The following is a 25630-nucleotide window of genomic DNA, read 5'->3' on the forward strand; positions in this document are numbered from 1 at the left end:
CCCCCATGCTGATTGCCCAGATCACCGATACCCATATCAAGCTGCCCGGCAAGCTGGCCTATCAGAAGGTCGATACAGCAACGATGCTGGCGCGCTGTGTGGCGGAAATCCAGAACCTCAAGCAGCAGCCCGACCTGATCCTGCTGACCGGCGATCTGGTCGATCTCGGCCGGCCGGAGGAATACGATCACCTGAAATCGATTCTGGCGCCGTTGAAACAGCGCATCATCGCCATTCCCGGCAACCATGATGAGCGCGATGCGATGCGCGATGCCTTCGCCCATGGCGGCTATCTGCCGACAGACCGCGGCAGCTTCCTGCAGTTTGCCATTGATGACGACTATCCGCTGCGCATCATCGGGCTCGACACCCTGATCCCCGGCCAGGGCGGCGGCGAATTGTGCGACACCCGCCTGCGCTGGCTGGATGCCGCGCTGGCGCAGCGTCCCGACACGCCGACGCTGGTGATGATGCACCACCCGCCGTTCACCACCGGCATCGGCCATATGGACAAGATCGGCCTGAAGGGTGCTGCCGGCTTTGAAGCCATCGTCGCCGGCCATCCGCAGATCCGGCTGATCCTGTGCGGCCACCTGCATCGCACCATCCGCGCCGATATCGGTGGCCGCACGGCACTGACCTGCCCGAGTCCGGCGCATCAGGTGGCGCTGGATATCGACGCCGAAGCCCCCAGCCGCTTCACCATGGAACCACCGGGCTTCATGCTGCACTGGTGGAACGATGGCCGGCTGGTGAGCCACACCGCCTGTATCGGCGATTACGACGGCCCGCATCCCTTCCATGGGCCGGATGGCAAGCTGATCGACTGAAATCAGCTGTCGCGGCGGCCCTTCCAGAAGGGCTTGATCACCGCATAACTGTCCCAGGCCTCACCCAGCTGCGCGAGCTGCAGCTGCTGGCGCCCGGCGAACCAGGCGGCAATCGCCGCCGGCGCCGGATCCCTGGCGGCATCGGGCAGCAGATCCTGCACCAGCCGCGCCCCCACATCGGCATCGTTCAGCATGCCGAGGCAATCCTGCAAGTGCGCCAGGGCAGCGATGAAGCGGCGCGATCCCTTGCGGTGCGGGAACAGCAGCCGGAAGAATTCCGCGGCATAGCGCAGCTTCTTGGCGCGGATACGCAGGTCATGCAGGGCGGCGATATCCAGCTCGGCATGCTGGCTGCCCAGCGCCTTGAGTTTCTTGCGGCGGCGGCGCAGCACGGCGGCGGCAAAGCCGGCGGCCGGTGCGGCAGCCATATCAGCATCCTTCACCGCCGTGGCCTCGCCGCGTTCGACGGCGCTGAGGAAACTCTCCAGCCCGAGCCGCAGCACGGCAACCCGTGGCGCCTGCAGGGCAGAGTCGAGCGCGACCTGCGCCGAAGCGCGGCGGTCTTCCAGGATGGTGGAGAGATGCTGCAGCCTTTTCGGCGCGTCGGGCAGGCGACGCAGCGGATTGAGCGTCTCGGTGAGAAACACATCAAGGTCGCGCTTGCGGCCGAGCGGGGCGCCAAGCCAGCGCAGGTCTTCCAGCAGCGGCTGCAGCGCATCGTCCTGCAGCAGCGGTGAGAACAATCCGATGGCCGAGCGCAGGCGGCGCAGGGCGACGCGCATCTGGTGCACGCCTTCCAGGTCGCGATCGCGCAGCACCGGCAGCAGATTGGCATCGAACTGCGCCAGGCAATGGCGGCCGATGGCGGCAAACACCGCTGCCGCACTGGCATCGTCGGGCAGATCGAAATCGATCGCGGCGGCACGCACCGCCGGCGGTTCGATCAGGTCAAGGCTGCTGGCCGCCTGCACCATCGGTGCAACACCGCCCCAGCGCAGCGGCAGGTCACGCAGCAGCTCCGCCGCCATGGCATCGACCGTCAGCGCTGCCTCGGGCGCGGCCTGCAGGGTGAGGGCTTCATAGGCCGCGCTCTGTTTGGCGGGGGTTTTCAGCTGCACCTTGTAGCTTTGCAGCATGACCGCCTGGCCGTCGCGGGTGAGCGTGTGCATCTGGCCACTCAGCGTGCCCTCTGCCAGCACCGCGAGATCGTCGACGGCATCCAGCGACGGCGCCGGCTTCAGCGCCAGGCCGGCGACCGGCAACGTCACGATGCGGCGACCATGGCCATCGTCGATGGCGAGACAGAGCCAGCCGGCAGAGGCAAAGCCGCGATCAACGGTGTCGAGCAGAGCAAGCGAGGATTTCAGCAGGCGCCCGCGTTTGCCGGCCAGCAGGGCATGGCGGCGCACAAGCGTCAGCCCGCCCGGGGCCAGGCCGAAACGCAACAGCGCGGGCGGTTCGCTCATGGCGGCGGACTCTATCGGAGCCTTTGGAAAAAAGTCAAACAGGACAGGCGTTTACGATTGTTACAGTTCTGCGAAACCAGCATCCGCCGGATGCATTTGGAATCGCCCTAATTCTGCCGCTTTCTCAGACCAGAGTGTCCCCACTTGCAGGTCACTATATTCGTGACCTGTGCAGGGCCGTCCGGTACCCGCCATCCCCCCGGCATCGCCGGGCGGCCCTCCCCCTTCCCAGCAATACTCAAATCTCGCCCAGCATCTTCTTCAATGCTTCGGCCAGCGCCGCCTTGCGCACCGGCTTGGGCAGGATTTCCGAGATGCCGAAATAGCGTGTGTGGCGCAACTCGTCCTCGCCCGCCGAACCCGACATGAACAGGATCGGCATGCCGGGCTTCTTGGCCAGCACGCGGTCGGCCAGCTCGATGCCGCCCATGCCGCCAGGCATCTGGATATCGGTGAGCAGCAGGTCGATCGGCAGACCGCGCCGCATTTCCTGCAACGCATCGGCCGCGGTTGCCGCCGGCAGCACGGCAAAGCCCAGGCTGCCGAGCAGCGCCGTCATGGTGGCACGCACATCGGCATTGTCATCGACGCAGAGGATCAGGCGGCGGCCGGGTTCGTTTTCGGGCCGGCGCGCCGACAGGCGGTCGCCTTCGAGCGCCGGGAAATACAGGCGGAATTCGGTGCCGGCGCCGGGCATGCTGTCGAGTTCGATAAAGCCGCCGGACTGCACGACGAAACCATAGACCATGCTCAGCCCCAGGCCGCTGCCCTTGCCCACCTCCTTGGTGGTGTAGAAGGGTTCGAAGACGCGGGCGGCAATATCGGGCGACATGCCGCAGCCGGTGTCGCGCAAACCGATCATCACATAGGTGCCGACGGGGGCAACGCGCGTAGGCATCACGCGCGGTTCCGACAGATGTGTAATGGCGGTGCGGATGGTGAGCTGTCCGGCGCCGTTCATGGCATCGCGGGCATTCAGCGCGATGTTGAGCAGGGCATTTTCCAGCTGGTTGGGATCTGCCTCCACCATATAGACATCGAGTTCCAGCGCCGGCTGTACCGAGATGCTGTCGCCCAGCGTGCGGCGCAGCACATCCAGCATGCCGAGAAGCAGCTCGTTGATGTCCAGCCGTGATGGCTTCAGCTTCTGCTGCCGGCCGAAGGCGAGCAGGCGGCGGGTGAGATCGGCGCCACGCGTGGCATTGCGCAGCGCCTGTTCGATCAGCCGGTGGTTTTCCTTGTCCGTGGTGCGGTCGGTCAGCAATTCCAGATTGCCGACGATCACGGCCAGCAGGTTGTTGAAATCATGGGCGATGCCGCCGGTCAGCTGGCCAAGCGCTTCCATCTTCTGCGCCTGGCGCAGCTGGTCGCGCAGCTCCTCGGCCTGGCGCCGTTCGCTCATGTCGCGCGTGATATTGACGAAGCCGGTCAGTTCGCCGCTGGTATCGCGCAGGGCGCTGATCACCACGCTGGCCCAGAATTTGCTGCCATCCTTGCGCACGCGCCATTCCTCGTTGGCATAGCGGCCCTTCTCGGCGGCGATCAGCAGCGCATTGAGCGGCACCTGCCCGACCCGCTCGGCATCGACGTAATACATGTCGCGGGTCTTGCCGATGGCTTCCTCGGGCGTGTACCCGGTCAGGTTCTGCGCCCCGGTATTCCATGACAGCACGACACCATCGGCATCCATCAGGAAAATCGCATAGTCGGTGATCGCATCGACCAGCAGACGGAAGCGCGCCTCGCTTTCGCGGCGCGCCTGTTCGCTGCGCTTGTAATTGCTCAAGTCATGGATGACGCCGACAAACATGCGCGCGCCAGTCCCGGTCTGCGACTCACCCACCGCCAGTTCAAACGGAAACACCGTGCCGTCCTTGCGGCGCCCCCGCACTTCGCGGCCGATGCCGATGATCTTCTTCTCGCCGGTGCTGAGATAGTTGTGCAGATAGCCGTCATGCGCCGAATGATCCGGCTCGGGCATCAGCATCGACACGTTGCGGCCCAGCACCTCTTCGGGTGCGTAGCCGAACAGGCGCTCGCAGGCGGCATTGAACAGGGCGATGCGGCCATCGGCCGCGATCACGATCAGGCCATCGATGGCTGTATCGACAACCGCCTTCAGCAGATCATCGTTCATGCTGTGTTACCCGATTGGCAGAAAACCGGCGAAAAAGCACAATCTCAAATATATAGCGATTCCCGCATATTCTCGGGTAAAATGGTGGTGTCGTCTCGCTTATATCGTGGAAAATGCCGTTTTTGGCGCCACCATGGCCGGAGCACGCGCATGGCTCATATCCTGGTAATCGACGATAACGCGGAATTCCGGGAAATTTTGCGCTCGCATCTGGAGGCCAACGGCCATCAGGTGGCGCTGGCCGGGAATGGCGACCAGGGCCTGGCTGTGCTGGACCGGGGTGGCATCGATATCGTGCTGACCGATATCCTGATGCCCCAGCGCGATGGCATTGAGGTTTTGCGGGCGGCCAAGCAGCACTGGCCCGGCCTGCCGGTGATCGCGATTTCCGGTGGTGGCTGGATCGACGCCGGCGATCTGCTGGGCATGGCCGAGCGGCTGGGTGCCGATCTGGTGCTGCAGAAGCCGGTGCGGCGCGATGACCTGATTTCTGCCGTTGATGCCGCCCTGCGCGAAAACCTGCGCAAGTCCGGCTGACGCCTACAGGTAGCGCTGCAGTACCACGGCCAGCAGCCACAGCGCCGTGACACCCAGCACGCTGAGAGTCAGCAGGATGCCGATCATGCGGCCGAAGGTGAGCCGTGGGCTGCTGAGATACCCCCAGGCATGCAGCACACGACCGACGAACAGGCCGGCGCCCAGCAGATGCAGCGCCCAGGCCGGCTGCCGCGACATCTCCAGCATGAACAGCAGCAGCAGGGTCAGCGGCACATATTCGATGAAATTGGCCTGCACGCGCATCGCCCGCGCCAGATCGTCATGGCCGCCATCGCCGGTATTGACCCCATAGCGCTGGCGCAGGCGGATCACCACCAGTCCCAGGATGAGCAGCAACAGGCCGCAAAGCGCGGCATAAAGCGGTGTGATGGCAAAGGGCGGCAGCATGTGAAACTTTCTGCGGTTTACTCAGCAGCCTTAACGTGCTGCTGGCGAATCAGTTTCACGATTTCCGCGGCTGCCTGCGGAATATTCGTGCCCGGGCCGTAGATGCCGGCCACACCCGCCTTGCGCAGGAAGTCGTAGTCCTGCGGCGGGATCACGCCGCCGGTGATGACCAGGATGTCGCCCGCCCCCTGCTTGCGCAGGGCCTCGATCAATTGCGGCACCAGCGTCTTGTGGCCGGCGGCCTGCGACGAGATGCCGACCACATGGACGTCATTCTCGATGGCGTCTTTCGCCGCCTCTTCCGGCGTCTGGAACAGCGGGCCGACATCGACATCGAAGCCGAGATCGGCGAAAGCCGTCGCGATCACCTTGGCGCCGCGGTCATGGCCATCCTGGCCGAGCTTGACGACCAGCATGCGCGGGCGGCGGCCCTCTTCGGCGGCAAAGGCCTCGATATCCTGCTGGATCTTCATGAAGCCCTCGTCATTGGCATAGGCGGCGCCATAGACACCGGCAATCGAGCGCACGGTGGCCTGGTGGCGGGTGAAGACGCGCTCCATCGCATCGGACATCTCGCCGACGGTGACCCGCGCCCGCGCCGCCTCGACGCAGAGTTCGAGCAGGTTGGTCGTGCCGGCGGCGCCGGCTTCCAATGCTTTGATCGCCGCTTCGGCGCGCGCCTTGTCGCGCGTGTTGCGGATGGTGTTGAGCCGCGCCACCTGGCTGTCGCGCACGCGGGTGTTGTCGACCTCCAGCGTGTCGGGCACATCATTCTGCGTGGTGCGGTATTTGTTGACGCCGACGATGACATCCTCGCCGCGATCGACGCGGGCCTGGCGGCGCGCCGCCGCCTCCTCGATCTTCAGCTTGGGCATGCCGGATTCGACCGCCTTGGTCATGCCGCCCATGCTTTCGACTTCCTCGATCAGCGCCCAGGCATGGGTGGCGAGCGCATGGGTCAGCGCCTCGACGTAATAGGAGCCGGCGAGCGGATCGACCACCTTGGTGACGTAGGTCTCGTCCTGGATGATCAGCTGGGTGTTGCGCGCGATGCGGGCGGAGAATTCGGTCGGCAGCGCGATGGCTTCATCGAGCGCATTGGTGTGCAGCGACTGGGTGCCGCCGAGCACGGCCGCCATGGCTTCAATCGCGGTGCGCACCACGTTGTTATAGGGGTCCTGCTCGGTGAGCGAGACGCCGGACGTCTGGCAGTGCGTGCGCAGCATCAGCGAGCCGGCCTTTTTCGGCTTGAACTCCTGCATGATGCGCGTCCACAAGAGGCGCGCAGCGCGCAGCTTGGCGATCTCCATGAAGAAGTTCATGCCGATGGCGAAGAAGAAGGACAGCCGCCCGGCAAAGGCATCGACATCCAGCCCGCTGGCAATGGCGGTGCGCACATATTCCTTGCCATCGGCCAGCGTGAAGGCCAGCTCCTGCACGGCGGTGGCGCCGGCTTCCTGCATGTGATAGCCGGAAATCGAGATCGAATTGAACTTCGGCATCTTCGTCGCCGTGAAGCCGATGATATCCGCGATAATCCGCATGCTGGGCGCGGGCGGATAGATATAGGTGTTGCGCACCATGAACTCTTTCAGAATGTCGTTCTGAATGGTGCCCGAGAGCTGCTCAGGTTTGACGCCCTGTTCCTCGCCGGCGACGATATAGCAGGCCAGCACCGGCAGCACGGCGCCGTTCATGGTCATCGACACGCTCATCTTGTCCAACGGAATCCCGTCGAACAGGATTTTCATGTCCTCGACAGAGTCGATCGCCACGCCGGCCTTGCCGACATCGCCGACCACGCGCGGATGATCGCTGTCATAGCCGCGATGGGTGGCGAGATCGAAGGCGACGGAAACGCCCTGCTGGCCGGCGGCGAGATTCTTGCGATAGAAGGCGTTGGATTCTTCCGCCGTGGAGAAGCCGGCATATTGCCGGATGGTCCAGGGCCGGTTGGTGTACATGGTGCCGCGCACGCCGCGCGTGAACGGCGCGAGGCCCGGCAGGCTGTCGAGGCCTTCGAGGCCTTCGAGATCGGCGGCGGTATAGAGCGGCTTGACCGGGATGCCCTCGGGCGTGGTCCAGACCAGATCGGCCAGCGGCTTCTCGCCCAGTTCCTTCTGCGCGAGTTTCGCCCAGGCTTCGGGGAAGGGGATCTCTTTGCCGGTCATCTCTTACGTCCACCCGTTTACGCTTGTTGCCGCAAACTCATGCTGCGGTGCAAAAGCCAGTATGCCGGGCTTTGAGGGACTGTCAAATTCAGGCCGGCCTATAGATCAATCATACCCCTGCCAGCCGGAGCGGAAGGGGCAAAATCGCTGAACCGGGCCTCCGAACGGCGTATCTGAGCCTTCATCCCGCTTATCCGGGGCTTATTCCGGCTTATTCGACCCTTATTTCCTCTTATGCGATGCTAATTCCGTCTTATTCCGCTTCGCAGGGTCGTTAAGTGATTGAAATCGCTTGAACAGACTGAAAGCTGCGACAGTCGCAACTGGCACTGGAACATTATAGCAACATGCGCACAGGAAATCCACAAGTTCTAGACTGGCTCATCGCGTGGGCGGGGCATGAGACTGCATGCTCAGAGTGAGACGCGCACTATTCCGATTGCTACGATCACGCCAGCAAGAATGAATGCCCCCCGCCTGATCTGATCCGGCCGCTGTTGGGGCCCGAATTTCTTGACCACCATCGGATATAACCAAAGTACAAGCGCGGCGCCGAGCAGGCTGCTAAGGACCACACTTACATTGTTCATGCCGACCTCGTCTCTCATCATTTCAATCTGCATTTCGTCGCCGCCACATACCATCGGAAATGCCAATCTGACGGGGCTCAGCTCAAGACTCTCCGACGACGCGCCGCGTCAATATATCGCTGTGCACCACTGATCCCAACAGCAACTCCATCCCCGGATCGCCCTTACGCATCGCGCATCCTTCCGGCAGGCGCGCATACGGTATCATGCGTGCCGTTGCAGACGTGCTTGTGGCGGCGCCGCTGGAATGCTGTGATGCATGACCGCGCGCAGGCGCATCACGGGGAATGGCATGATGGATCAGTATACGCAGGCCGCGCTGAACGGCTCGCTGGTATCGCCAAACTGGAATAACAGCGCCGGCGGCATCCGCCTCTCGCTCGACAACAAGCTTCCGGTGCCGCTGTATCTCTATGGTGTGACCACGACGGGCACGCAGAGCGTGAACCTGAGCCTCGATGGCAGCGGCGAGCCGCTGCTGTTTCCGGCCGGGGAGTCGACGCCGTTCATCATGTATAACAATTCCTTCTTCATCGTGCGCACCGCGTTTTCCGGTGCTTTCGTTACCCTGCTGTACAATCAGAAGGGCTGGTCGACCGCGACAGTGACCATCGATGCCAGCCTGCTGCTGCCGCCGAACCAGATCGGCCTGTATCCCGAGCCCAATCCCGTCATGCCGATCCCGCCGGATTCGCCGCGCGTTCTGGTCGGCGTCGGCACCACCCCGACGACACCGCCGAATGTGATCGTGCGTGAGCAGTTCTGGCAGCGCGCCGGCGATTCCTACCTGCTGGCGCCGGGCACCAAGCGCACCGTCTCCACCACACTGATTTCCGGCATGCAGAATACCTCTTCGGAACAGGATGCGGTTTCGAAAAGCCTGGGCCTGAGCGGCTCCTTCGGCTGGGGGCCGGTATCTGCCAGCCTGTCGGCTAACCTGAGCTCAAGTTCGACCAGCTTCCAGCAGGTTTCGGTCTCCACCGAATCGACCCAGTATGAATCGCTGGAACTGAACAACACGACCAAGCACACGCAGATGTTCCTGCGCTGGCAGCTCACCGACGTGATCACCGTATTCCAGACCTATACGCCGTCGCAGAGCATGACAGAGGCAGCGCCGGTCACCGGTTTCCCGCCGCCGGCCAACGGCCCCGGCGGCATGATGCCGGTGACTAGCATCACGCAGGTGCAGAGCCCGATCATGATCAGCCGGGATTATAAGCCCGGCAGCCTGCCCGCGCCGCCGCCGCCGCCGCCGCCGCCGACCACCAGCATCAACATGGGCAGCGAGACATACACCGCCTCCGGCCTGGGCGCCGCCGCGCTTGCGAAGCGGCCGAAACCGCGCGCACGGCGTCAGGTGTAAAGCGGCACCATATCCACACCGCTGACATTGCTGCTGCCCGTGGGGTAACGCTGCGCGAACAGCGTCCACCTGCCGTCGCGCCGCAGGAAAATGATGTTGGCCCGCTGGTCGCCGGTATCCTTGCCGCCATAGACCCGGGTCGGACGCGCGAGATCCCCGGCAAAGCAGGCATTGCGCAATTCAAGAATGTTCTGCAGCTTGACGCTGTCCTTGCGGCCGATGGGCGGTGTGTTGGCCAGGCCATCGGGCTGAATATGGATCACCTTCGCATCGGTGAGGCCGTTGCCTGATGGCCGATAGCAGATCGAACAGCCCGATAGCTGCGCCGAGATGGCAATGGTGGGACCGCCGCCGCTGGGCAATGTCAGGCCGACCAGGGCATGCAGCGTATCCTTCACCGCGGTGTAGCGCGTGGTGGGGAGCACATAACCGGCGACCGGCCCGTATCGGAATGCGGCAGGCGCATTCAGGATCAGCGGATTCCCCACCTCGCCGATCGTCGGATAGGACTGGTGCAGACCGGCGCCTTCGACGACGACGATATCGGACTGCCCCATCACCGGGTTCAGGCCCATGCTGGCGACGAAAAAATTCGAACCGAGGAAGGCCTTCACTCCTGCCATGTTGCGCAGGTCGTCCTGCACCTGCATGAAGAGATCGAGCCCCTGCGGCATCGCCAAGCCTCCCGTGCTGCCGGCAGGCTGCGCCGGCCCGCGCATCGTTGCGTAAAAGCGTCGCAGGCGCGAGCGAAAATGCACGGGCGGCGCGGCGCGCATACGGCGGTATCGTCAGCTCTGCGGCGATGTCGCGGTGCCAGCGTCCAGGGCGACAGTGCGGTAGAGCCTTGCATGGCTTCCTATGCCAACAGCAGCTCCATCCCCGGATCGCCCTTCTGCATGGCGCGCTGGTAGGCCGGGCGCGCGGCCACGCGCTGCAGATAGCTGAGGATATTCGGATAGGGCGTGAGATCGTAGGGCGCATAGTGGCGCATGGTGGTGAGGGTGAACACCGGCATGATATCGGCGGCGGTGAAGTCCGCGCCCGCCAGCCAGGTGTTGTCTTTCAGCCGCGCATCCAGCATCGCCAGCATCATGCCGAAGCGCTTCACGCCGATCGAGGCGGCCGGGTGATCCGGTGCCGCGCCCAGCCGCTGGGTGACCAGCACGCGCATGATCGCCGGCTGGAAACTGCCGTTGGCGAAATGGAACCAGTAGAGATAATCGGCAAAGGCCGGATCATCGGCACCGGGCTTCAAGACGCCCTTGCCGTATTTCGCCAGGATATAGTCGACCACCGCGCCGGATTCGGCCAGCACCACGCCGCCATCGTCGATCACCGGCGCCAGCCCCATGGGATGCAGCGCGTTGTACTCGGGCGGCGCCTGCTTGGTGGGCAGGCGCTGGTAGAGCTTCAGGTCATAGGCAATGCCCAGTTCCTCGCAGAGCCAGACGATGCGTTCCGATTGCGAGACGCCGAGATGATGGACGGTGAGCATGCACACTCCGAAGCCGGATACGGGAGGCGCCAGTCTAGTCCATGCCGCATTGGTACCGCCATCGGCCATAGGCTGCCGCGCGAAAGCATGGCAGCATGATGGGCGCAACACAGCGCTGACCGGGACGCCATGGGCAAGACACCAGTAAAGAAGCCAGTAAGGAAGACTGTGAAGAAGACTGTGAAGAAGACTGTGAAGAAACCCGCGCCGGCGGCGACGGCCACCCGCCTGCGCGTGGTGCTGGCGCCCGGCGTGTTTCTCGGCCCCGGCAAGGCCGAGCTGCTGGAGGGCATCGCCGTCACCGGCTCGATCTCTGCCGCCGGGCGGCGCATGGGCATGAGCTACAAGCGCGCCTGGCAGCTGGTGGAAACCCTGAACGGCTATTTCAGGGCCCCGCTGGTGACGGCTGCCACCGGCGGCAAGGCCGGCGGCGGCGCGACGCTGACGCCGCTGGGGGTGCAGGTGCTGGCACGTTATCAGGCCATGATGGCCGCCACCGAGGCGGCCTGCGCGACAGAGATCGCGGCCTTGCGCAGGCTGCGCAGCCGGTAAGGCGTGGATCCCCGGGTCAAGCCCGGGGATGACGGTTTGGGAGTAACCAAGATCCCGGCCAGATCCACTATTGCTCCATGACTATACCGTCCGTTATAGTCACACGGACATAACGGTGGACGGATGCTGATCGACGACACAACCCTGCTGGCGCTGCTGATCTTCATGGCCGCCGCACTGTATTCCACCGTCGGGCATGCCGGGGCGTCGGGCTATATCGCCGCCATGGCCTTTGTCGGCGTCGCCGCTATCGAGATGAAACCGACCGCGCTGACGCTGAACATCCTGGTCGCCAGCATCGGCACCTACCGGCTGTGGCGCGCCGGGCTGATCAATCCGCGCGCCCTGCTGCCGCTGATCATCTTTTCGGTACCGATGGCCTTTGTCGGCGGCGCCGTGCAGTTGCCGGTCAGTGCCTATCGCATCGCGGTCGGCGTGGTGCTGCTGTTTGCCGGGTTCCGCCTGCTGGTCGATCCGCGCGAAAAAGCGGTGGCGGCGCGCGGCCATGGCGATGTGGCGATTCCGCTGCCGGCGGCGATGATCGCCGGTGCGGGCATCGGCCTGCTGTCGGGCCTCACCGGCACCGGCGGCGGTATCTTCCTTTCGCCGCTGCTGCTGCTGCTCGGCTGGGCCGGTGCGCGGCAGGCGGCCGGCATGGCGGCGCCGTTCATCCTGCTCAATTCGATCTCCGGCCTGGCCGGCAATATCGTTTCGCTGCAATCGCTGCCGGCCGAACTGCCGATCTATGCCGGTGCGGCGCTGGCCGGCGCCCTGCTGGGCACCCAGCTGGCGATCCGCTGGCTGCCGGTGCGGCTGCTGCAATATCTGCTCGGCGGCGTGCTGCTGATCGCGGCGGTGAAACTGATCCTGACCTGAGGCAGTTGAGGTAGCCGCGCCGCGCGCCGTATACTGACCGGCAAAACCGGAGCCTCCGTCCATGTCCGTCCGCTTCGATGCCAGCCTAGAAGGCTGGGTCGGGCCGTTTGCCCAGGCCCTGATCGACCAGACGGCGTTCCACCGCTGGGCCGGGCTGGAACTGCTCAGCCTGGCGTCGGGTCGCGCCGAGGTGGGCTTCACCGCCCAGGGCGAGATGCTGGTTTTCGGCAAATATGTGCATGGCGGCGTGCTGAACGGCCTGCTGGAACCGCCGGCGCTGCTCGCCCTGCTGGGCCAGATGCGCGAAGATGAAAGCGCCATGACCGTGGATGTGCATCTGCAGCATATCCGTTCGGTGCTGGCCGGCGAGCGCGTGACGATGACCGGCACGCTGCTCAAGCGTGGCCGCAGCGTCGCCTTCTGCGATGTGACGGCGCGGGTGGGCGACACGATCTGCACGACAGCACGCATAACCAAAACCATTCAGAGCAAGGCGAGTTGAAGCCGTGACCGAGATCAAGACGTCCGACAAAGGCCGCATCCTCTGCGTGCTGGGCCCGACCAACACCGGCAAGACGCATCTGGCGGTCGAACGCTTGCTGAGCCATCGCAGCGGCATTATCGGCCTGCCGCTGCGCCTGCTGGCGCGCGAAATCTACGACCGCGCCGTGGCGCTGAAGGGCGAGCGCAACGTGGCGCTGGTCACCGGCGAAGAAAAGATCGTGCCGCGCGGCGCCAACTGGTTCGTCTGCACCGTCGAGGCGATGCCGCTGGAGCGCAAATACGACTTCCTCGCCATTGATGAAGTGCAGCTGTGCAACGATGCCGAACGCGGCCATGTCTTCACCGAGCGGCTGCTGCATGCGCGCGGGCTGGAAGAAACCATGTTCCTGGGCGCCGATACCATGCGCGGCCTGATCCGCCGCCTGGTGCCGAATGCCGAATTCATCGCCCGGCCACGCCTGTCGCAGCTGACCTATGCCGGCGCCAAGAAACTGTCGCGACTGCCCAAGCGCTCCGCCGTGGTGGCCTTCTCGGCCAGCGATGTCTATGCCATCGCCGAACAGATCAAGCGCCAGCGCGGCGGCGCCGCCGTGGTGCTGGGCGCGCTGTCGCCCCGCGCCCGCAATGCCCAGGTGGCGCTGTTCCAGAACCGCGATGTAGATGTGATGGTGGCCACCGATGCCATCGGCATGGGGCTGAACCTGGATATCGAACACATGGCCTTTGCCGATCTGTCGAAATTCGACGGCATCGGCATGCGCCCGCTGATGCCATCGGAAGTCGGCCAGATCGCCGGCCGCGCCGGCCGGCATCTGCGCAACGGCACCTTCGGCACCACCGGCGACTGCCCGCCGCTGGATCCCGACCTGATCGAGCGCATCGAGAACCATCGCTTCGAGCCGGTGACGGCGGCGCGCTGGCGCAACTACGACCTGGATTTCCGCAGCGTGGAGGCCCTGGTGCGCACGCTGGACATGCCGCCGCCGCGCGACGGCCTGACGCGCGGCCGCGATGCCGACGACCTGCTGAGCCTGCAGGCGCTGCGCGAGGATGCGGCGGTGAAGGAGCGTGCGACGAGCAAGGACCGCGTCGAGCTGCTGTGGCAGGTCTGCGCGATTCCCGATTTCGCCAAGGACCTGCATGACAGCCATGCGCGGCTCTTGAGCCAGCTCTATGTGAATCTGTGCGACCGCAACGGCAAACTGCCGGGTGACTGGGTGGCCGGCCAGCTGCGCAACATCGACCGCACCGATGGCGATATCGATACGCTGTCGCAGCGTCTGGCGCATGTGCGCACCTGGACCACCGTGGCCAATCGCGGCATATCGGCCGACGGCGGCTGGCTGGACGATGCGCAGGGCTGGCAGGAGAAGACGCGGGCCATCGAGGACCGCCTGTCGGATGCGCTGCATGAAAAGCTGACCGAGCGCTTTGTCGACCGCCGCACCTCGGTGCTGAGCCGCGGCCTGGCCGAAGACATCGCCAGCCTGGATGTGAAGCTGGGCGAGGACGACGCGCTGACCGTGGAAGGCGAGATCATCGGCCATCTGCGCGGCCTGCGCTTCCGCCCGGCCGGCCATGACAGCGTGGAGCAGCGCCGCATCCTGCGCTCGGCCGCCCTTCGCGTGCTGGGGCCGGCGCTGCAGGAGCGCGCCGCCGCGCTGCTCGAGCTGCCCGATGCCGCCTTTGCGCTGTCGCCCGAAGGCGGCCTGATGCATGTGACGCCGGAAAAGGACAGCGTGATGCTGGCCGTGCTGGCCAAGGGTACCGAGCGGCTGGAACCCAAGCTCACCCTGCTGGCCGACGACCTGCTGCCGGCGGACACCCGCAAGGCGGTGGAGGCCAAGCTGGGCGGCTGGCTGCAGCGCCATCTGCGCCAGCATCTGGGCGATCTCTATCGCCTGCGCGATGCCGAGCTGAAGGGCGCGGCGCGCGGCGTCGCCTTCCAGCTCGCCATGGATCTCGGCGCGCTGAAGCGCGATGACGTGTCGGACCTGGTGCGCAACATGGGCCAGGCCGAGCGGCATCCGCTGCGCAAGATGGGGGTCAGCTTCGGCGAGACCCATATCCTGGTGCCGAAACTGCTGAAGCCGAAACCGACGCAGCTGAAGACGCTGCTCTGGGCGGTGTATGAGGGCAAGGAGCCGGCGGCGCCGCCGACGCCGGGCCTGACCTCGGTGCCGCTGCTGGAATGGCGCGACGATGCCTGGTGGCTGGCGGCGGGCTTCCTGCGCGCCGGGCGGCAGGCCTATCGCCTGGATGTGGTGCAGCGCATCGCCGAGGGCGCGCGCCAGGCCGAACTGGCGGCGCGTCACGGACCCAAGAAAGACGCGCGGCCCAGGCCTGAAGCGCCGGCGGCCGAAACGCCGCCGACCGAAGAGATCAGTGCCGAAGCGATTGCCGTCGACCCTGTCGAGCCGGTTGGCGAGGTCATCGAGCAGCCGGTGGAAGCGGCAGTGGAAGCCCCGCTGCCGGCCCTGGCTGTGGATGCAGCACCCGTGGATACAGCACCCGTGGATGCCGCGCCTGTCGAAGCACCGAAAGCGAAGAAGCGTCTGGGCCCGCCGGGCAGCTTCGTCGCCGATACCGCCTGGATGAACCTGGCCGGCTGCGGCGCCGACGAGCTGCAGCGCCTGCTCTGGGCGCTCGGCTACAAGACTATCATGGTGCGCGACCCGGAAACCAAAACCGATGTGCCGGTTTACCTGCGTTCGCACAAGGCGATCGTCGCCAAGCGCGAACGCGAGCAGCAGAAGCGCAAGGAAGACGAGGCCAAGATGGCGGATTCACCCTTTGCGGCGCTGATGAAACTGAAGCAGCAGCAGGGCAGCGGCGGCCGGCGCTAGACGCCGGCCTGCATCACAGCCCAGACGTCACAGGCGGAGCCGTGTGCCGGTTTCCGACAGGCGCAGCGCCGTGATCAGGCGGCGCAGGCCGGCATCGAGGTCGCTCATGGCGACCGCGTCGATCACATAATCCCGCTGGGCCGCCACCAGGTCGGCAAGCGCGGCCTGCAGCTCCAGCGCGATGAGGCCGAGGAACTGCAGCCGCTCGGCCACCGGCATGGCCGCCAGCGGCGCCTTATGGCCGATCGAGTCAGGCCCGAGCAGGGCGCGCACATGCTGGCCGATGCCGCGCTCTTCGCTGATGCTGAGCAGGTCGAGCGCCTGGATCGGCGCGATGGAATGCAGGTTGGCCTGGGCGGCGACCAGGCAGAGCAGGCCGTGATAGGCGTTTTCAATCACCGCGATCCAGTCTTCCAGCGGCGCGATGCCGGCGGTCATGGCGGGGCTGATCGCGGTGGCGCCGATGAAGCTGGCACCATCATGCAGATGCTGGCGGGCGAGGTCGGTGTAGGATTGCGGCATGCGGCGCTCCTGGCTGCCGATCCCTGGACTGCGACCCGCGGCTGGGGAGACCCGCTGGGAGGAACCGGCGAGAGCAACTTTGCCACCGCATCGAGGCGGGCATGCAGTTACTTTTCGGATATGCCCGGCGGCGGCCGAAAAGCGATGGCGGCACAGGGCTTTCGCGGCCGGCACGGCACTCAGCCGTATGCGGCGGGTTGCGGCGGCGGGGTCGGGTGACTATGTTCCCGGCATGCGTCTCCGTAGCTCAGCTGGATAGAGCGGCTGCGTCCTAAGCAGCGGGTCGGGAGTTCGAATCTCTCCGGGGACGCCATTCCTTCGCTTCCGTAAATTTAAACGGACTGTCTGCGAACGCGAATATCCGCCCTGCCGACTTTGTGAATGGCGTGATGTGACAGCGACTGGGATGCAGCCGGCATGGCCGGCGGGCAAAGGCTAGGCCGGGATCAAACGCCTCACTTCACCTTCCACCGCCGCGACAAAGGCTTCGTCATTGATGTGGTGCGGCAGCGATATCAGCCTGTGAGTCTCGGTTTGCAGGAAATGCCGCTGGAACGCCGCAAACAGCGCGGCATCGGCGGCAGGATCATGGAATATCTGTCCGGGCGCATCCAGCGCCGAGACTCCACCCTCTGGTAGCAACAGACGCACCGGTCCCGGCGAAGCATTCAGTTTCGTCGATATCCAGGCGGCGATGCGCTCCAGCTCGGCAGCCGTGGTGCGCATCAGCGTGACATTGGCGTTATGCGCATGGAACAGGCGGCCGCGATAGCGTTCAGGAATCGTGTCCGGCGCCCAGAAGTTGACCATATCCAGGGCACCACAGGACCCGATCCAGGGAATGCCGGTGCGGGCCACAACATCGAAACGATCTGGCCCTGCCGTGCATACCCCGCCCAGCAGATGGTCGGCCGCTTCCGTGGTCGTCATATCCACCATGCCCTGCAGCAGGCCGGCTGCGGCAATGGCCTCAAGCGATCGCCCACCGGCGCCATTGGCATGAAAAACCTGGCATTCGTAATCACTACCCAGGCGGGCCGTAAGCTGCTGAATGCAAGGGGTCGTCACGCCGAACATGCTCAGCCCCAGCGCTGGCCGGCTGTCAGCAGAAACCGGAACCTGCCGCGTCATCATTCCCGCAAGGGCATGGGCGGCATTGGCAAGAATGACGCGTGACAACCGGTTCAACCCGGCAATGTCGGTGACCGGATACATCATGGTGATGTCATGAACACCAACGAAAGCCGAGACATCGCCGGCCGCCAGCGTGGACACCATCAGCTTTGGCAGGCCGATTGGCTGCTCCCGCATGGCCGGCGCGATGATGCTGGTGCCGCCCGACCCACCAAGACCGATGATCCCGCCGACATCCTGGCGCGATGCCATGAAGCGCAGCAGCGCCGCGGTCATCGCGGTGACGGCGGCACCGCGGTCGCCTGCTTTCAGAACCGCATCAAGGCCCTGCGGATGGCAGGCCGCAACCGCCCGTGCGCCCACATCGGCATCTGCCGCTGGCGTCTTTGTACCGACATCGACGGTGACAACCGGCAGCCCGGCAGCACGCAGCAGGCCGGCAACATAGCGCAGCTCCTCCGCCTTGGTGTCGAAGGTGCCGATGACATATGCAGTGCCGCTCATGGTCGACGCCAGATGATCAGCGCGTGTTCTGCCGGGCGACCTTCACCGCACCCTCGAACGCGAAACGGAAGGTGTCGCTGACGGTCTGATGGACGCTGGCTGCATCAGCCTCTGCCACATCATACTCCGCCCACCACTCGCCGAAGGTTTTGTTGCCTTCGGTGATGGGCTTCAGGCGCATCTCGGCCACATAATTCTGGACAGGCAATGTCGCTTCCAGAATCCGGTAGCAACAGACATGTTCGCGATCCGACAAGGTCAACAGCTCCTCGCGGATATGCCCGCCTTCATGGGTGAAGAAATTCCGCACGCACCCGACCTGGTCCGAGGGCAGGCCGCCCTCGATCTCGCTCTTGGAAAAGAACGGGTGATAGACCGGCAGCGCGTTGAAATCGCGCAGCACGCCCCAAGCCTGCTCCAACGGAATATCCATTACGGCGCTGATATAGACGCGAGCCATTTATGCCCCCTTCCTGTCTTTAAGCGAGTCCAGTCCCTTGAAGGTTTTTATGTGGTTGGTGATGGCGGTTTCAACCGGCAGCCGCTCAACACTGCTGGCGCCATAAAAACCATTGCAATGTTTGCTGTTCCTGAGCACGAAGTCGACATCCTCCGGAGAAGAGATCGGGCCGCCATGCGCGATGATGATAACGTCCTTGCGGATGCGCCGGGCCGCCTCCGCCCATTCGTCGATCAGCCGCACGGAGTCCTTCAGCGTCTTCGATGTGGTGGCGCCGATGCTGCCGCCGGTGGTAACGCCCATATGCGGCACGATCAGGTCGGCACCGGCCTTGGCCATCTCAACAGCCTCGTCGGCCGAGAAGACATAGGGTGTGGTCAGCATATCCAGTTCATGCGCCTGGCGGATCATGTCGATCTCGCTGGAGAAATTGATGCCGGTCTCTTCCAGGCTGACGCGGAAGGTACCGTCGATGATGCCGACGGTGGGAAAGTTCTGCACGCCCGAGAAGCCGAGGTCTTTCAGTTCTTTCAGGAAGACCGGCATGATGACGAAGGGATCGGTACCGTTGACGCCGGCGATCACCGGCGTTTTCTTGCAGACCGGCAGAACCTCTAACGCCATCTCCTTCACGATATCGTTGGCATTGCCATAGGCCAGCAGACCTGCGGAAGAGGCCCGCCCCGCCATGCGATAGCGGCCGGAATTATAGACGATGATCAGGTCGATACCGCCGGCCTCCTCGCATTTGGCAGAAATGCCGGTGCCGGCGCCGCCACCGATGATCGGCTCGCCGCGCTTCAACATATCCTGGAAGTGCTCCACGATGGCCTTGCGTTCAAATCTGGGCATTCTTCTGTTCCTTGGCAGGGTGACGGACCGCGAGGAAATGGGTGAGCTCACCCAGCACGCCACGGCGGAAAACGAGCACGCAGAAAATAAAGACCAGGCCAACCATGATGGTGACCCAGGCGCCCAGCGCATCAAAGTAATGGCGCAGGGCGGAAATGATGATGGCGCCGATGGCCGGGCCGAAGACCGAGTTCATGCCACCCAGAACCGTCATCAGGATGACGTCGCCCGACATATGCCAGTGCACGTCGGTGAGCGAGGCCAGACGGAAGACGATGCATTTCAGTGAACCGGCCAGGCCGGACAGGCCGGCCGACAGGGCAAAGGCCGTGATCTTGTAGCGTTCGACAGCATAGCCGAGCGAGCGGGTGCGCGGTTCATGTTCGCGGATGGCGCGCAGGATCTGGCCAAACGGCGAGTGCACGATACGGTACACCAGCCACAACCCGCCGCCGACGCAGGCCAACACCAGGAAATACAGATTGGTGTCATCGTTGAGGTCGAGCAGACCGAGGAACACGCCGCGCGGAATCGGCTGCATGCCATCCTCTGCGCCGGTGAACGGCGCCTGCAGAAAGCTGAAATAGACCAGCTGGGCCAACGCCAGCGTGATCATGGCGAGATAGATGCCCTGACGACGGATCGCCAGGGCGCCGAAAACGCCACCCAGCGCCGTTGCGAACAGCACGCCGGCAGCAATGGCCAGGCCTGGATCGAGCTGGAGGTCGCGCAGCACATAGCCGGTGACATAGGCAGACGACCCGAAGAAAGCGGCATGGCCGAACGACACGATGCCAGCATGGCCGAGCAGGAGATTGAAGGCGCAGGCGAACAGTACGAAGCACATCACCTTCATCAGGAAGATCGGGTAGATGATATGCGGCACGAAGGGCACTGCGACCAGGGCAGCGAGCAAGAGCAGGAGGCCGAGGCGGGACAGGCTGCGCATCAGGCTTCTTCCCGGCCGAACAGGCCGGCGGGGCGCAGCAGCAGCACCAGCGCCATGACCAGGAAGACCACGGTGGTGGACGCTTCCGAATAATAGACCTTGGTCAGGCCTTCGATGATGCCAAGGCCAAGGCCGGTAATCGCCGAGCCCAGGACCGAGCCAAGCCCGCCGATCACAACGATCGCGAAGACAATGATGACGAGATCGGACCCCATCGAAGGATTCACATGCTGAATCGGTGCCGCCAGAACGCCGGCAAAGCCGGCCAGGCCGACGCCGACGCCATAGGTGAGCGTCAGCAGAAGGGGCACATTGATGCCGAAAGCCTGGGTCAGGTCTGGCCGTTCGGTGGCGGCGCGCAGATACGCGCCCATCCGGGTTTTCTCGATCACGATCCAGGTCCCGGCGCAGACCACCACCGCGATCAGAATGACGAAAGCGCGGTAGATCGGCAGCATCATGAAGCCAATATCCCAGACACCGCGCAACTGGGCTGGGGTCTGGAAGGGATGGCCCGACGATCCCATGGCAACGCGGAAGCCACCTTCCATCACCAGCACAAGCCCGAAGGTGAGCAACAGGCCATAAAGCGGATCAAGCCCATAGATCCGCCGAATCGCAAAGCGCTCAAACAGGATGCCGGCAAAACCGACGATCATCGGCGCGGCAATCATCGTCGGCCAGTAACCAAGGCCGAGATTGCGGCCAAGCAGGAAAGCGATGAAGGCGCCGACCATGAAGAAAGCGCCATGCGCGAAATTCACCACGCGCAGCAGACCGAAGATGATGGCAAGCCCCAGGCTGAGCACGGCGTAGAAAGCGCCGTTGACCAGGCCCAGCATGATCTGGCCAAGGAATGCCTGATGGGGAATACCGAAGATTTCCATAGGACGCCCGAACACCGTTCCCGATTACACCCGTACTGATCTTACATCGGCCCCAAAGGCCGTTCACGGAATCCGGGATGCGGAAAGGACCCGGACCGGCCGGAGGACACCGGCCCGGGCTGACGCAGACTGACGCTTACTTCTTCACCAGGTCGCACTTGCTTTCCGACAGCGGCTGGAAGGCCTGCTCTGCCGGAATGGTGGCCACCGGCTTGAGATAATCCCAGGGTGCCTTCGACTCGGCCGGGGTCTTGACCTGCCAGAGATACATGTCGTGCATGAAGCGGCCGTCGACGCGCACCTTGCCCTGCTTGGTGAACATGTCGCTGACGGTCATTTCGCGCATCTTGGCCGAGGCCTTGTCCGGATCGTCGGTGCCGGCTTCCTTGACGGCGTTCAGGTAGAACATGGTCGAGGAATAGTCGGCGGCCTGGGCCATGTTGGGCATCTTGCCGACGCGGTCGTAGAAGCGCTTGGCGAATTTGCGCGTCTCGTCATTCTGGTCCCAGTACCAGGCATTGGTCAGCATCAGGCCCTGTGCGGTCGGCAGGCCGAGGGAATGGATATCCTCGATCCACAGCAGCAGAGCGGCCAGCTTCTGGTTCTTGGTGGCGCCGAACTCGGACGCCGCCTTGATGGCATTCACCGCATCGGCGCCAGTCGAGGCGATGCCGATGATCTCGGCCTTGGATGCCTGCGCCTGCAGGATGTAGGACGAGAAGTCGGTAGTGGCCAGCGGATGGCGGGCAGCACCCACCACACGGCCCTTGTTGGCGCGCACCACGTCGGAAACCTGCTGTTCCAGGCCGATGCCAAAGGCGAAATCGACCGTGAGGAAGAACCAGCTCTTGCCGCCCTGATCCACAACCGCCTTGCCGGTACCATGTGCCAGCGAATAGGCGTCATAGGCATAGTGGATGGCATAGGGCGAGCACAGTTCGTTGGTGATGCCCATGTTGGAGGCGCCATTGACGATGATGTGGCGCTTCTTTTCCTTGGCGACGGCCGCAACGGCACGGGCCACGCCGGAATTCGCCAGATCATTGATCAGGTCGACCCCTCCGGTATCGAACCATTCGCGCGCCTTGGCGGCGCCGACATCGGGCTTGTTGAGATGATCGGCGAAGATCACGTCGATCTTCTTGCCCAGCACCGTACCGCCGACATCCTCGGCCGCCATTTTCACGGCCTCGACCGCGCCCTTGCCGGACAGGTCGTTGTAGATGCCCGACATATCGGCCAGAACGCCGATCCGGACCACATCATTGGAAACCTGTGCCGCAGCTCCGGTGGCGCCAAAGGCCACCAGGGACGCAGCCGCCACTGTCAGTCGCAGACTGTTTTTCATTAGAACCCTCCCGAGGTTTATGGTTTTACTTATTATTGTTTTCCACCTTATCGAATGCACTGAAGGCGTTTCCATGGCTGGTTTACACGAGAACCTATCTGAAACCCACATCGTCGGGCCCCGGACCCAGCAGCTGATCCTGCGGGCGGAAGAGTGCAGTGCACTCGCCGCGCGGCAGATTTCCCATATCGGCGTCGGCGATGCCGCCGTGCCCTACCGCATTGTCCGCACGCATCTGAGCGGCACCTATGTGCATGCCAGCCTGGGCGGCGAAGGCCGCATCCTGCTGGAGGGGCGCTGGCGGCCGCATCGCGCCGGCATGGTGTCGCTGGCGCCGGCGCATGTGCTGCATGCCTTCCATGCGATCCCGTCCAAGCGCTGGCAGTATTGCTGGGTGCGCTACATGCCGCAGTCGCCGCGCTCCTCGATCGGTTTCATGGCGCCGGTGATGGCACATTTCGATGCCGAGGCCCTGAAACACGGCATTCTGGGCCTGTATCAGGAGATGCAGTCGCGCGCCGATGCCGGTGCGGCGATGCTGTGGATCGACATGATCGAGCATTACATCAGCCAGATCGCCGAGCCGCTGCAGAAAGAACATCGTCTGCGCGCATTATGGGAAACCGTACAGAAGGACCTGGCGCGCAACTGGACGGTTTCTGCGCTGGCCAGGATGGCGCATATCAGCGGTGAACATCTGCGCCGCCTTTGCCAGTCCAGCCTGGGCCGCAGCCCGATGCAGCAGCTGACCTATCTGCGCATCCAGCATGCCGCACACCAGCTTGCCACCACGCAGGCCAAGATCGAGGATATCGCGCTGCGCGTCGGTTACCAGAATCCTTTCGCTTTCTCGAACACCTTCAAGCGCATGACCGGCTTCAGGCCATCCTTGTTCCGCAGCCGCCACCGCAGCCCGGATGCCTGATGCCTGCCTCTGGCGCGGCTAAGGCCGCGCGAAACGCCGCCGTCGCCGCCCGCGCCCCGGCTTCCAGAAACCGTGCATCCGATCCGACGGTCACCAGGGCAAAGCCCTTTGCCGCCATGCGCGCCGCATAGGCAGGCGCGCCGCAATGCAGGCCGCAGGGCAATCCAGCGGCGGTGCAGCGCGCCAGAATGTGGTCGAGCAGCGCCAGCAGCTCGGGTTCCTCGCGGTCGAAGCCGGGCGGGTAGCCATGGGAGAGCGCCAGGTCCGCCGGGCCGATATAGAGCCCGCCCAGACCGGGCACGGCGAGGATCGTGTCGAGATTGTCGACAGCCGTGCGCGTCTCGATCATGGCCAGCGGAACGATCCCCGCATTGGCGCGCGTGGTATCGGCATAGGCTTCGCTGAGCGCGAGGCGCGCCCGGATCGGCCCGAAGCTGCGCGCCCCCAGCGGCGGATACAGGCATGCCGCCACCAGCCGGCGGGCATCCGCGGCCGTTTCGATCATCGGCGCGATGATGCCGCGGGCACCGGCATCCAGCGCCCGCATGATGGCGGCTTCATCCAGCCAGGGCACGCGCACCAGCGCCACCGCGCCGGCCTTTTCGATGATCGGCAGCAGTGCCAGCAGATCGGCGTAATCCGCCGTGCCGTGCTGCAGGTCGATGGTGACGCTGTCCCAGCCGGCCTGCATCAGGGCCTCCGCCGCCAAAGGCGACGGCAGCGCGATCCAGCCATTGAGGATTGCCGCGCCAGTCCGGGCCTGACGCAGGCGATGGGCAAAGGGCATGCTCAGGCCCCCACTCATCAGGCCCATGTCATGTTGGTCAGCTTGATGTTCTGGTAATCCTGGATCGCCTGACGCCCGCCTTCACGGCCCATGCCGGAATGATCGACGCCGCCGAACGGCGTTTCGGCATGCGCGATCAGGAAGGAATTGATCCCGACCATGCCGGCGCGCAGGCCCGCCGACAGCTTTTCGGCCTTGGCCGCATTGCCAGTGAAGGCATAGGCCGCCAGGCCATAGGGCGTGCTGTTGGCGCGCGTGATCGCGTCGTCGAGAGACCGGAAGGTCGCCACCGGCGCCACCGGACCGAAGGGTTCCTCGCTCATGATGCGGGCATCGTCGGGCACATCGGACAGCACCGTCGGCTCGAGGAAGAAACCCTTGTTGCGGCCTTCCGGCCGGCGGCCGCCGCTGCGGACCTTCGCGCCGCGCTGGACCGCATCGGCAATCAGCCCCTCGACCTTGTTGCGGCCGGAAGCCAGCGTAAGCGGGCCCATGGTGGTGGCCGGATCGCGGCTGTCGCCCAGCTTCAGGGCCTTTGCTTCCGCCACCATCCTGTCGATGAAGCGGTCCGCCACCGCCTCTTCGACATAGAAGCGGTTCGGCGCGATGCAGACCTGGCCGGCATTCCTGAACTTGAAGGTGGCGCACTGGACCGCGGCGGCCTCCACATCCGTATCGGCGCAGACCACCACCGCCGAATGACCACCCAGCTCCATGGAGCAGCGCTTGACGGTTTCGGCCGCCTGCGCCAGCAGCATCTTGCCGACCGGCGTCGATCCGGTCAGCGAGATCTTGCGCACCTCTTCCGCCTTCATCAGGCTGGGGACGATGTCGTTGGCGCGGCCGGTCAGCACCTGCACGACGCCAGCCGGCACGCCGGCTGCCACGCAGGCTTCCGCGATCAACGTGGTGGTCATCGGCACCTGTTCGGACGGCCGCACGATGACGGGGCAGCCAGCCGCCAGCGCCGGCGCAATCTTGCGGGCCGGCAGGTTGACCGGGAAATTCCACGCCGAGAAGGCCGCCACGATACCGACCGGCTCCAGCGTCACGATCAGGCGACCGCCCTGCCGCGAGCGGATCGTCTCGCCGAACAGGCGCTCGGCCTCGCCGGCGAACCAGTCGAACTGTTCGATGGCCGCGTTGACCTCGCCTTCAGACTGCGCAATCGGCCGGCCGATTTCCATCGACAGGGCGCGGGCGATGGCGCCTTTGCGCGCTTCCATCTCACGCGCGATGCGACGCAGGATCTTGCCGCGCTCCCAGCCATGCACCGCCGACCAGGCCGGCAAGGCGGCACGGGCATGGCCCAGCGCCTCGGCCACCTCGGCCGGACCGCAGGCCGGCTGCAGCCACAGCACCTCTTCGGTGCAGGGATCGATCACCGGCAGCGATTCATTGTCGGTCTTGCTGCGGAATGCGCCACCAATCAGCGCGCAGGGCTGGTCCACGGTCATGCTGTCTGTCCTCTTGGAATCTGTGTG

23 protein-coding genes and 1 tRNA gene are annotated in these 25630 nt (G+C 64.6%); 9 read left to right on the top strand and 15 right to left on the bottom strand.

What is annotated here, in order from left to right:
• The first annotated feature begins 5 nt into the window (after positions 1-5).
• Positions 6-830 carry a phosphodiesterase gene (locus AAG821_RS01160; protein WP_341908828.1) on the top strand — a complete coding sequence of 275 codons (825 nt, stop codon included), beginning with the start codon at positions 6-8 and terminating at the stop codon, positions 828-830.
• A 2-nt stretch (positions 831-832) separates the two neighbouring features.
• On the opposite strand, the gene AAG821_RS01165 is transcribed toward AAG821_RS01160, so the two are convergent.
• Complete coding sequence (locus AAG821_RS01165) at positions 833-2296, bottom strand: CHAD domain-containing protein (RefSeq protein ID WP_341908826.1); 1464 nt, start codon at positions 2294-2296, stop codon at positions 833-835.
• Positions 2297-2534: 238 nt separating this feature from the next.
• Positions 2535-4433, bottom strand: coding sequence for a PAS domain S-box protein (locus AAG821_RS01170; protein WP_341908824.1), 1899 nt, complete (start codon positions 4431-4433; stop codon positions 2535-2537).
• A gap of 150 nt (positions 4434-4583) precedes the next feature.
• On the opposite strand from AAG821_RS01170, the gene AAG821_RS01175 reads away from it, so the two are divergent.
• A complete protein-coding gene (locus AAG821_RS01175) occupies positions 4584-4970 on the top strand; it encodes a response regulator (protein ID WP_341908822.1) in 387 nt (128 codons plus the stop codon).
• Positions 4971-4973: 3 nt separating this feature from the next.
• Here AAG821_RS01175 and AAG821_RS01180 read toward each other — a convergent pair whose 3' ends face one another.
• A complete protein-coding gene (locus AAG821_RS01180; protein WP_341908820.1) occupies positions 4974-5378 on the bottom strand; it encodes an MAPEG family protein in 405 nt (134 codons plus the stop codon).
• A gap of 17 nt (positions 5379-5395) precedes the next feature.
• The gene (gene scpA / locus AAG821_RS01185; RefSeq protein ID WP_341908818.1) at positions 5396-7549 is read right to left on the bottom strand and encodes a methylmalonyl-CoA mutase; all 2154 of its coding nucleotides are present in this window, start codon (positions 7547-7549) and stop codon (positions 5396-5398) included.
• Positions 7550-8398: 849 nt separating this feature from the next.
• Between scpA and AAG821_RS01190 the strand changes: the two genes are divergently transcribed.
• Positions 8399-9505: a hypothetical protein gene (locus tag AAG821_RS01190; protein ID WP_341908816.1), complete on the top strand. Its 1107-nt coding sequence runs from the start codon at positions 8399-8401 to the stop codon at positions 9503-9505.
• Here the strand turns inward: AAG821_RS01190 and AAG821_RS01195 are convergent.
• Both AAG821_RS01195 and AAG821_RS01200 read right to left on the bottom strand, forming a co-directional pair.
• Positions 9496-10179 (bottom strand): hypothetical protein, encoded by a 684-nt coding sequence (locus AAG821_RS01195; RefSeq protein WP_341908814.1) that lies wholly within the window; start codon positions 10177-10179, stop codon positions 9496-9498. The two genes, AAG821_RS01190 and AAG821_RS01195, sit on opposite strands and share 10 nt — an antisense overlap.
• 182 nt (positions 10180-10361) lie before the next feature.
• Positions 10362-11000 carry a glutathione S-transferase family protein gene (locus tag AAG821_RS01200; RefSeq protein ID WP_341908812.1) on the bottom strand — a complete coding sequence of 213 codons (639 nt, stop codon included), beginning with the start codon at positions 10998-11000 and terminating at the stop codon, positions 10362-10364.
• Positions 11001-11168: 168 nt separating this feature from the next.
• On the opposite strand from AAG821_RS01200, the gene AAG821_RS01205 reads away from it, so the two are divergent.
• The 4 genes from AAG821_RS01205 to AAG821_RS01220 all read left to right on the top strand — a co-directional run bounded on the left by AAG821_RS01205 (position 11169) and on the right by AAG821_RS01220 (position 15778).
• Entirely contained in the window at positions 11169-11552 is a 384-nt protein-coding gene (locus AAG821_RS01205) for a LysR family transcriptional regulator (RefSeq protein ID WP_341916190.1), read from the top strand.
• 123 nt (positions 11553-11675) lie between these two features.
• Positions 11676-12428, top strand: a complete 753-nt coding sequence (locus AAG821_RS01210; RefSeq protein ID WP_341908808.1) for a sulfite exporter TauE/SafE family protein — start codon at positions 11676-11678, stop codon at positions 12426-12428.
• A gap of 61 nt (positions 12429-12489) precedes the next feature.
• A complete protein-coding gene (locus AAG821_RS01215) occupies positions 12490-12930 on the top strand; it encodes a PaaI family thioesterase (protein WP_341908806.1) in 441 nt (146 codons plus the stop codon).
• 4 nt (positions 12931-12934) lie between these two features.
• Positions 12935-15778, top strand: a complete 2844-nt coding sequence (locus tag AAG821_RS01220) for a helicase-related protein (protein ID WP_341908804.1) — start codon at positions 12935-12937, stop codon at positions 15776-15778.
• Between the two features lie 27 nt (positions 15779-15805).
• On the opposite strand, the gene AAG821_RS01225 is transcribed toward AAG821_RS01220, so the two are convergent.
• Positions 15806-16300, bottom strand: coding sequence for a hypothetical protein (locus tag AAG821_RS01225; protein ID WP_341908803.1), 495 nt, complete (start codon positions 16298-16300; stop codon positions 15806-15808).
• A gap of 236 nt (positions 16301-16536) precedes the next feature.
• On the opposite strand from AAG821_RS01225, the gene AAG821_RS01230 reads away from it, so the two are divergent.
• A tRNA-Arg gene (locus tag AAG821_RS01230) sits at positions 16537-16613 on the top strand.
• 122 nt (positions 16614-16735) lie between these two features.
• Here AAG821_RS01230 and AAG821_RS01235 read toward each other — a convergent pair.
• From AAG821_RS01235 to AAG821_RS01260, 6 genes are all read right to left on the bottom strand, one after another.
• Positions 16736-17938 carry a Tm-1-like ATP-binding domain-containing protein gene (locus tag AAG821_RS01235; RefSeq protein WP_341908801.1) on the bottom strand — a complete coding sequence of 401 codons (1203 nt, stop codon included), beginning with the start codon at positions 17936-17938 and terminating at the stop codon, positions 16736-16738.
• Between the two features lie 16 nt (positions 17939-17954).
• Positions 17955-18398, bottom strand: a complete 444-nt coding sequence (locus AAG821_RS01240) for an SRPBCC family protein (protein ID WP_341908799.1) — start codon at positions 18396-18398, stop codon at positions 17955-17957.
• Positions 18399-19250 (bottom strand): phosphoenolpyruvate hydrolase family protein, encoded by an 852-nt coding sequence (locus tag AAG821_RS01245; RefSeq protein ID WP_341908797.1) that lies wholly within the window; start codon positions 19248-19250, stop codon positions 18399-18401.
• Positions 19237-20199, bottom strand: a complete 963-nt coding sequence (locus AAG821_RS01250; RefSeq protein WP_341908795.1) for a branched-chain amino acid ABC transporter permease — start codon at positions 20197-20199, stop codon at positions 19237-19239. Before AAG821_RS01250 ends, AAG821_RS01245 begins: the two co-directional genes overlap by 14 nt.
• Entirely contained in the window at positions 20199-21086 is an 888-nt protein-coding gene (locus AAG821_RS01255; protein ID WP_341908793.1) for a branched-chain amino acid ABC transporter permease, read from the bottom strand. Before AAG821_RS01255 ends, AAG821_RS01250 begins: the two co-directional genes overlap by 1 nt.
• A 136-nt stretch (positions 21087-21222) precedes the next feature.
• Positions 21223-22434 (bottom strand): ABC transporter substrate-binding protein, encoded by a 1212-nt coding sequence (locus tag AAG821_RS01260; protein WP_341908791.1) that lies wholly within the window; start codon positions 22432-22434, stop codon positions 21223-21225.
• A gap of 73 nt (positions 22435-22507) precedes the next feature.
• Between AAG821_RS01260 and AAG821_RS01265 the strand changes: the two genes are divergently transcribed.
• Entirely contained in the window at positions 22508-23359 is an 852-nt protein-coding gene (locus AAG821_RS01265; RefSeq protein ID WP_341908789.1) for an AraC family transcriptional regulator, read from the top strand.
• Here the strand turns inward: AAG821_RS01265 and AAG821_RS01270 are convergent.
• Together AAG821_RS01270 and AAG821_RS01275 are read right to left on the bottom strand one after the other, a co-directional pair.
• Positions 23313-24164, bottom strand: coding sequence for an aldolase/citrate lyase family protein (locus tag AAG821_RS01270; RefSeq protein WP_341908788.1), 852 nt, complete (start codon positions 24162-24164; stop codon positions 23313-23315). The genes AAG821_RS01265 and AAG821_RS01270 overlap by 47 nt on opposite strands.
• Positions 24164-25603 carry an NAD-dependent succinate-semialdehyde dehydrogenase gene (locus tag AAG821_RS01275; RefSeq protein WP_341908786.1) on the bottom strand — a complete coding sequence of 480 codons (1440 nt, stop codon included), beginning with the start codon at positions 25601-25603 and terminating at the stop codon, positions 24164-24166. Before AAG821_RS01275 ends, AAG821_RS01270 begins: the two co-directional genes overlap by 1 nt.
• Positions 25604-25630: the final 27 nt, after the last annotated feature.

The sequence above is a fragment of the Ferrovibrio terrae genome, assembly GCF_943372915.1.
GTDB lineage: Bacteria > Pseudomonadota > Alphaproteobacteria > Ferrovibrionales > Ferrovibrionaceae > Ferrovibrio > Ferrovibrio terrae_A.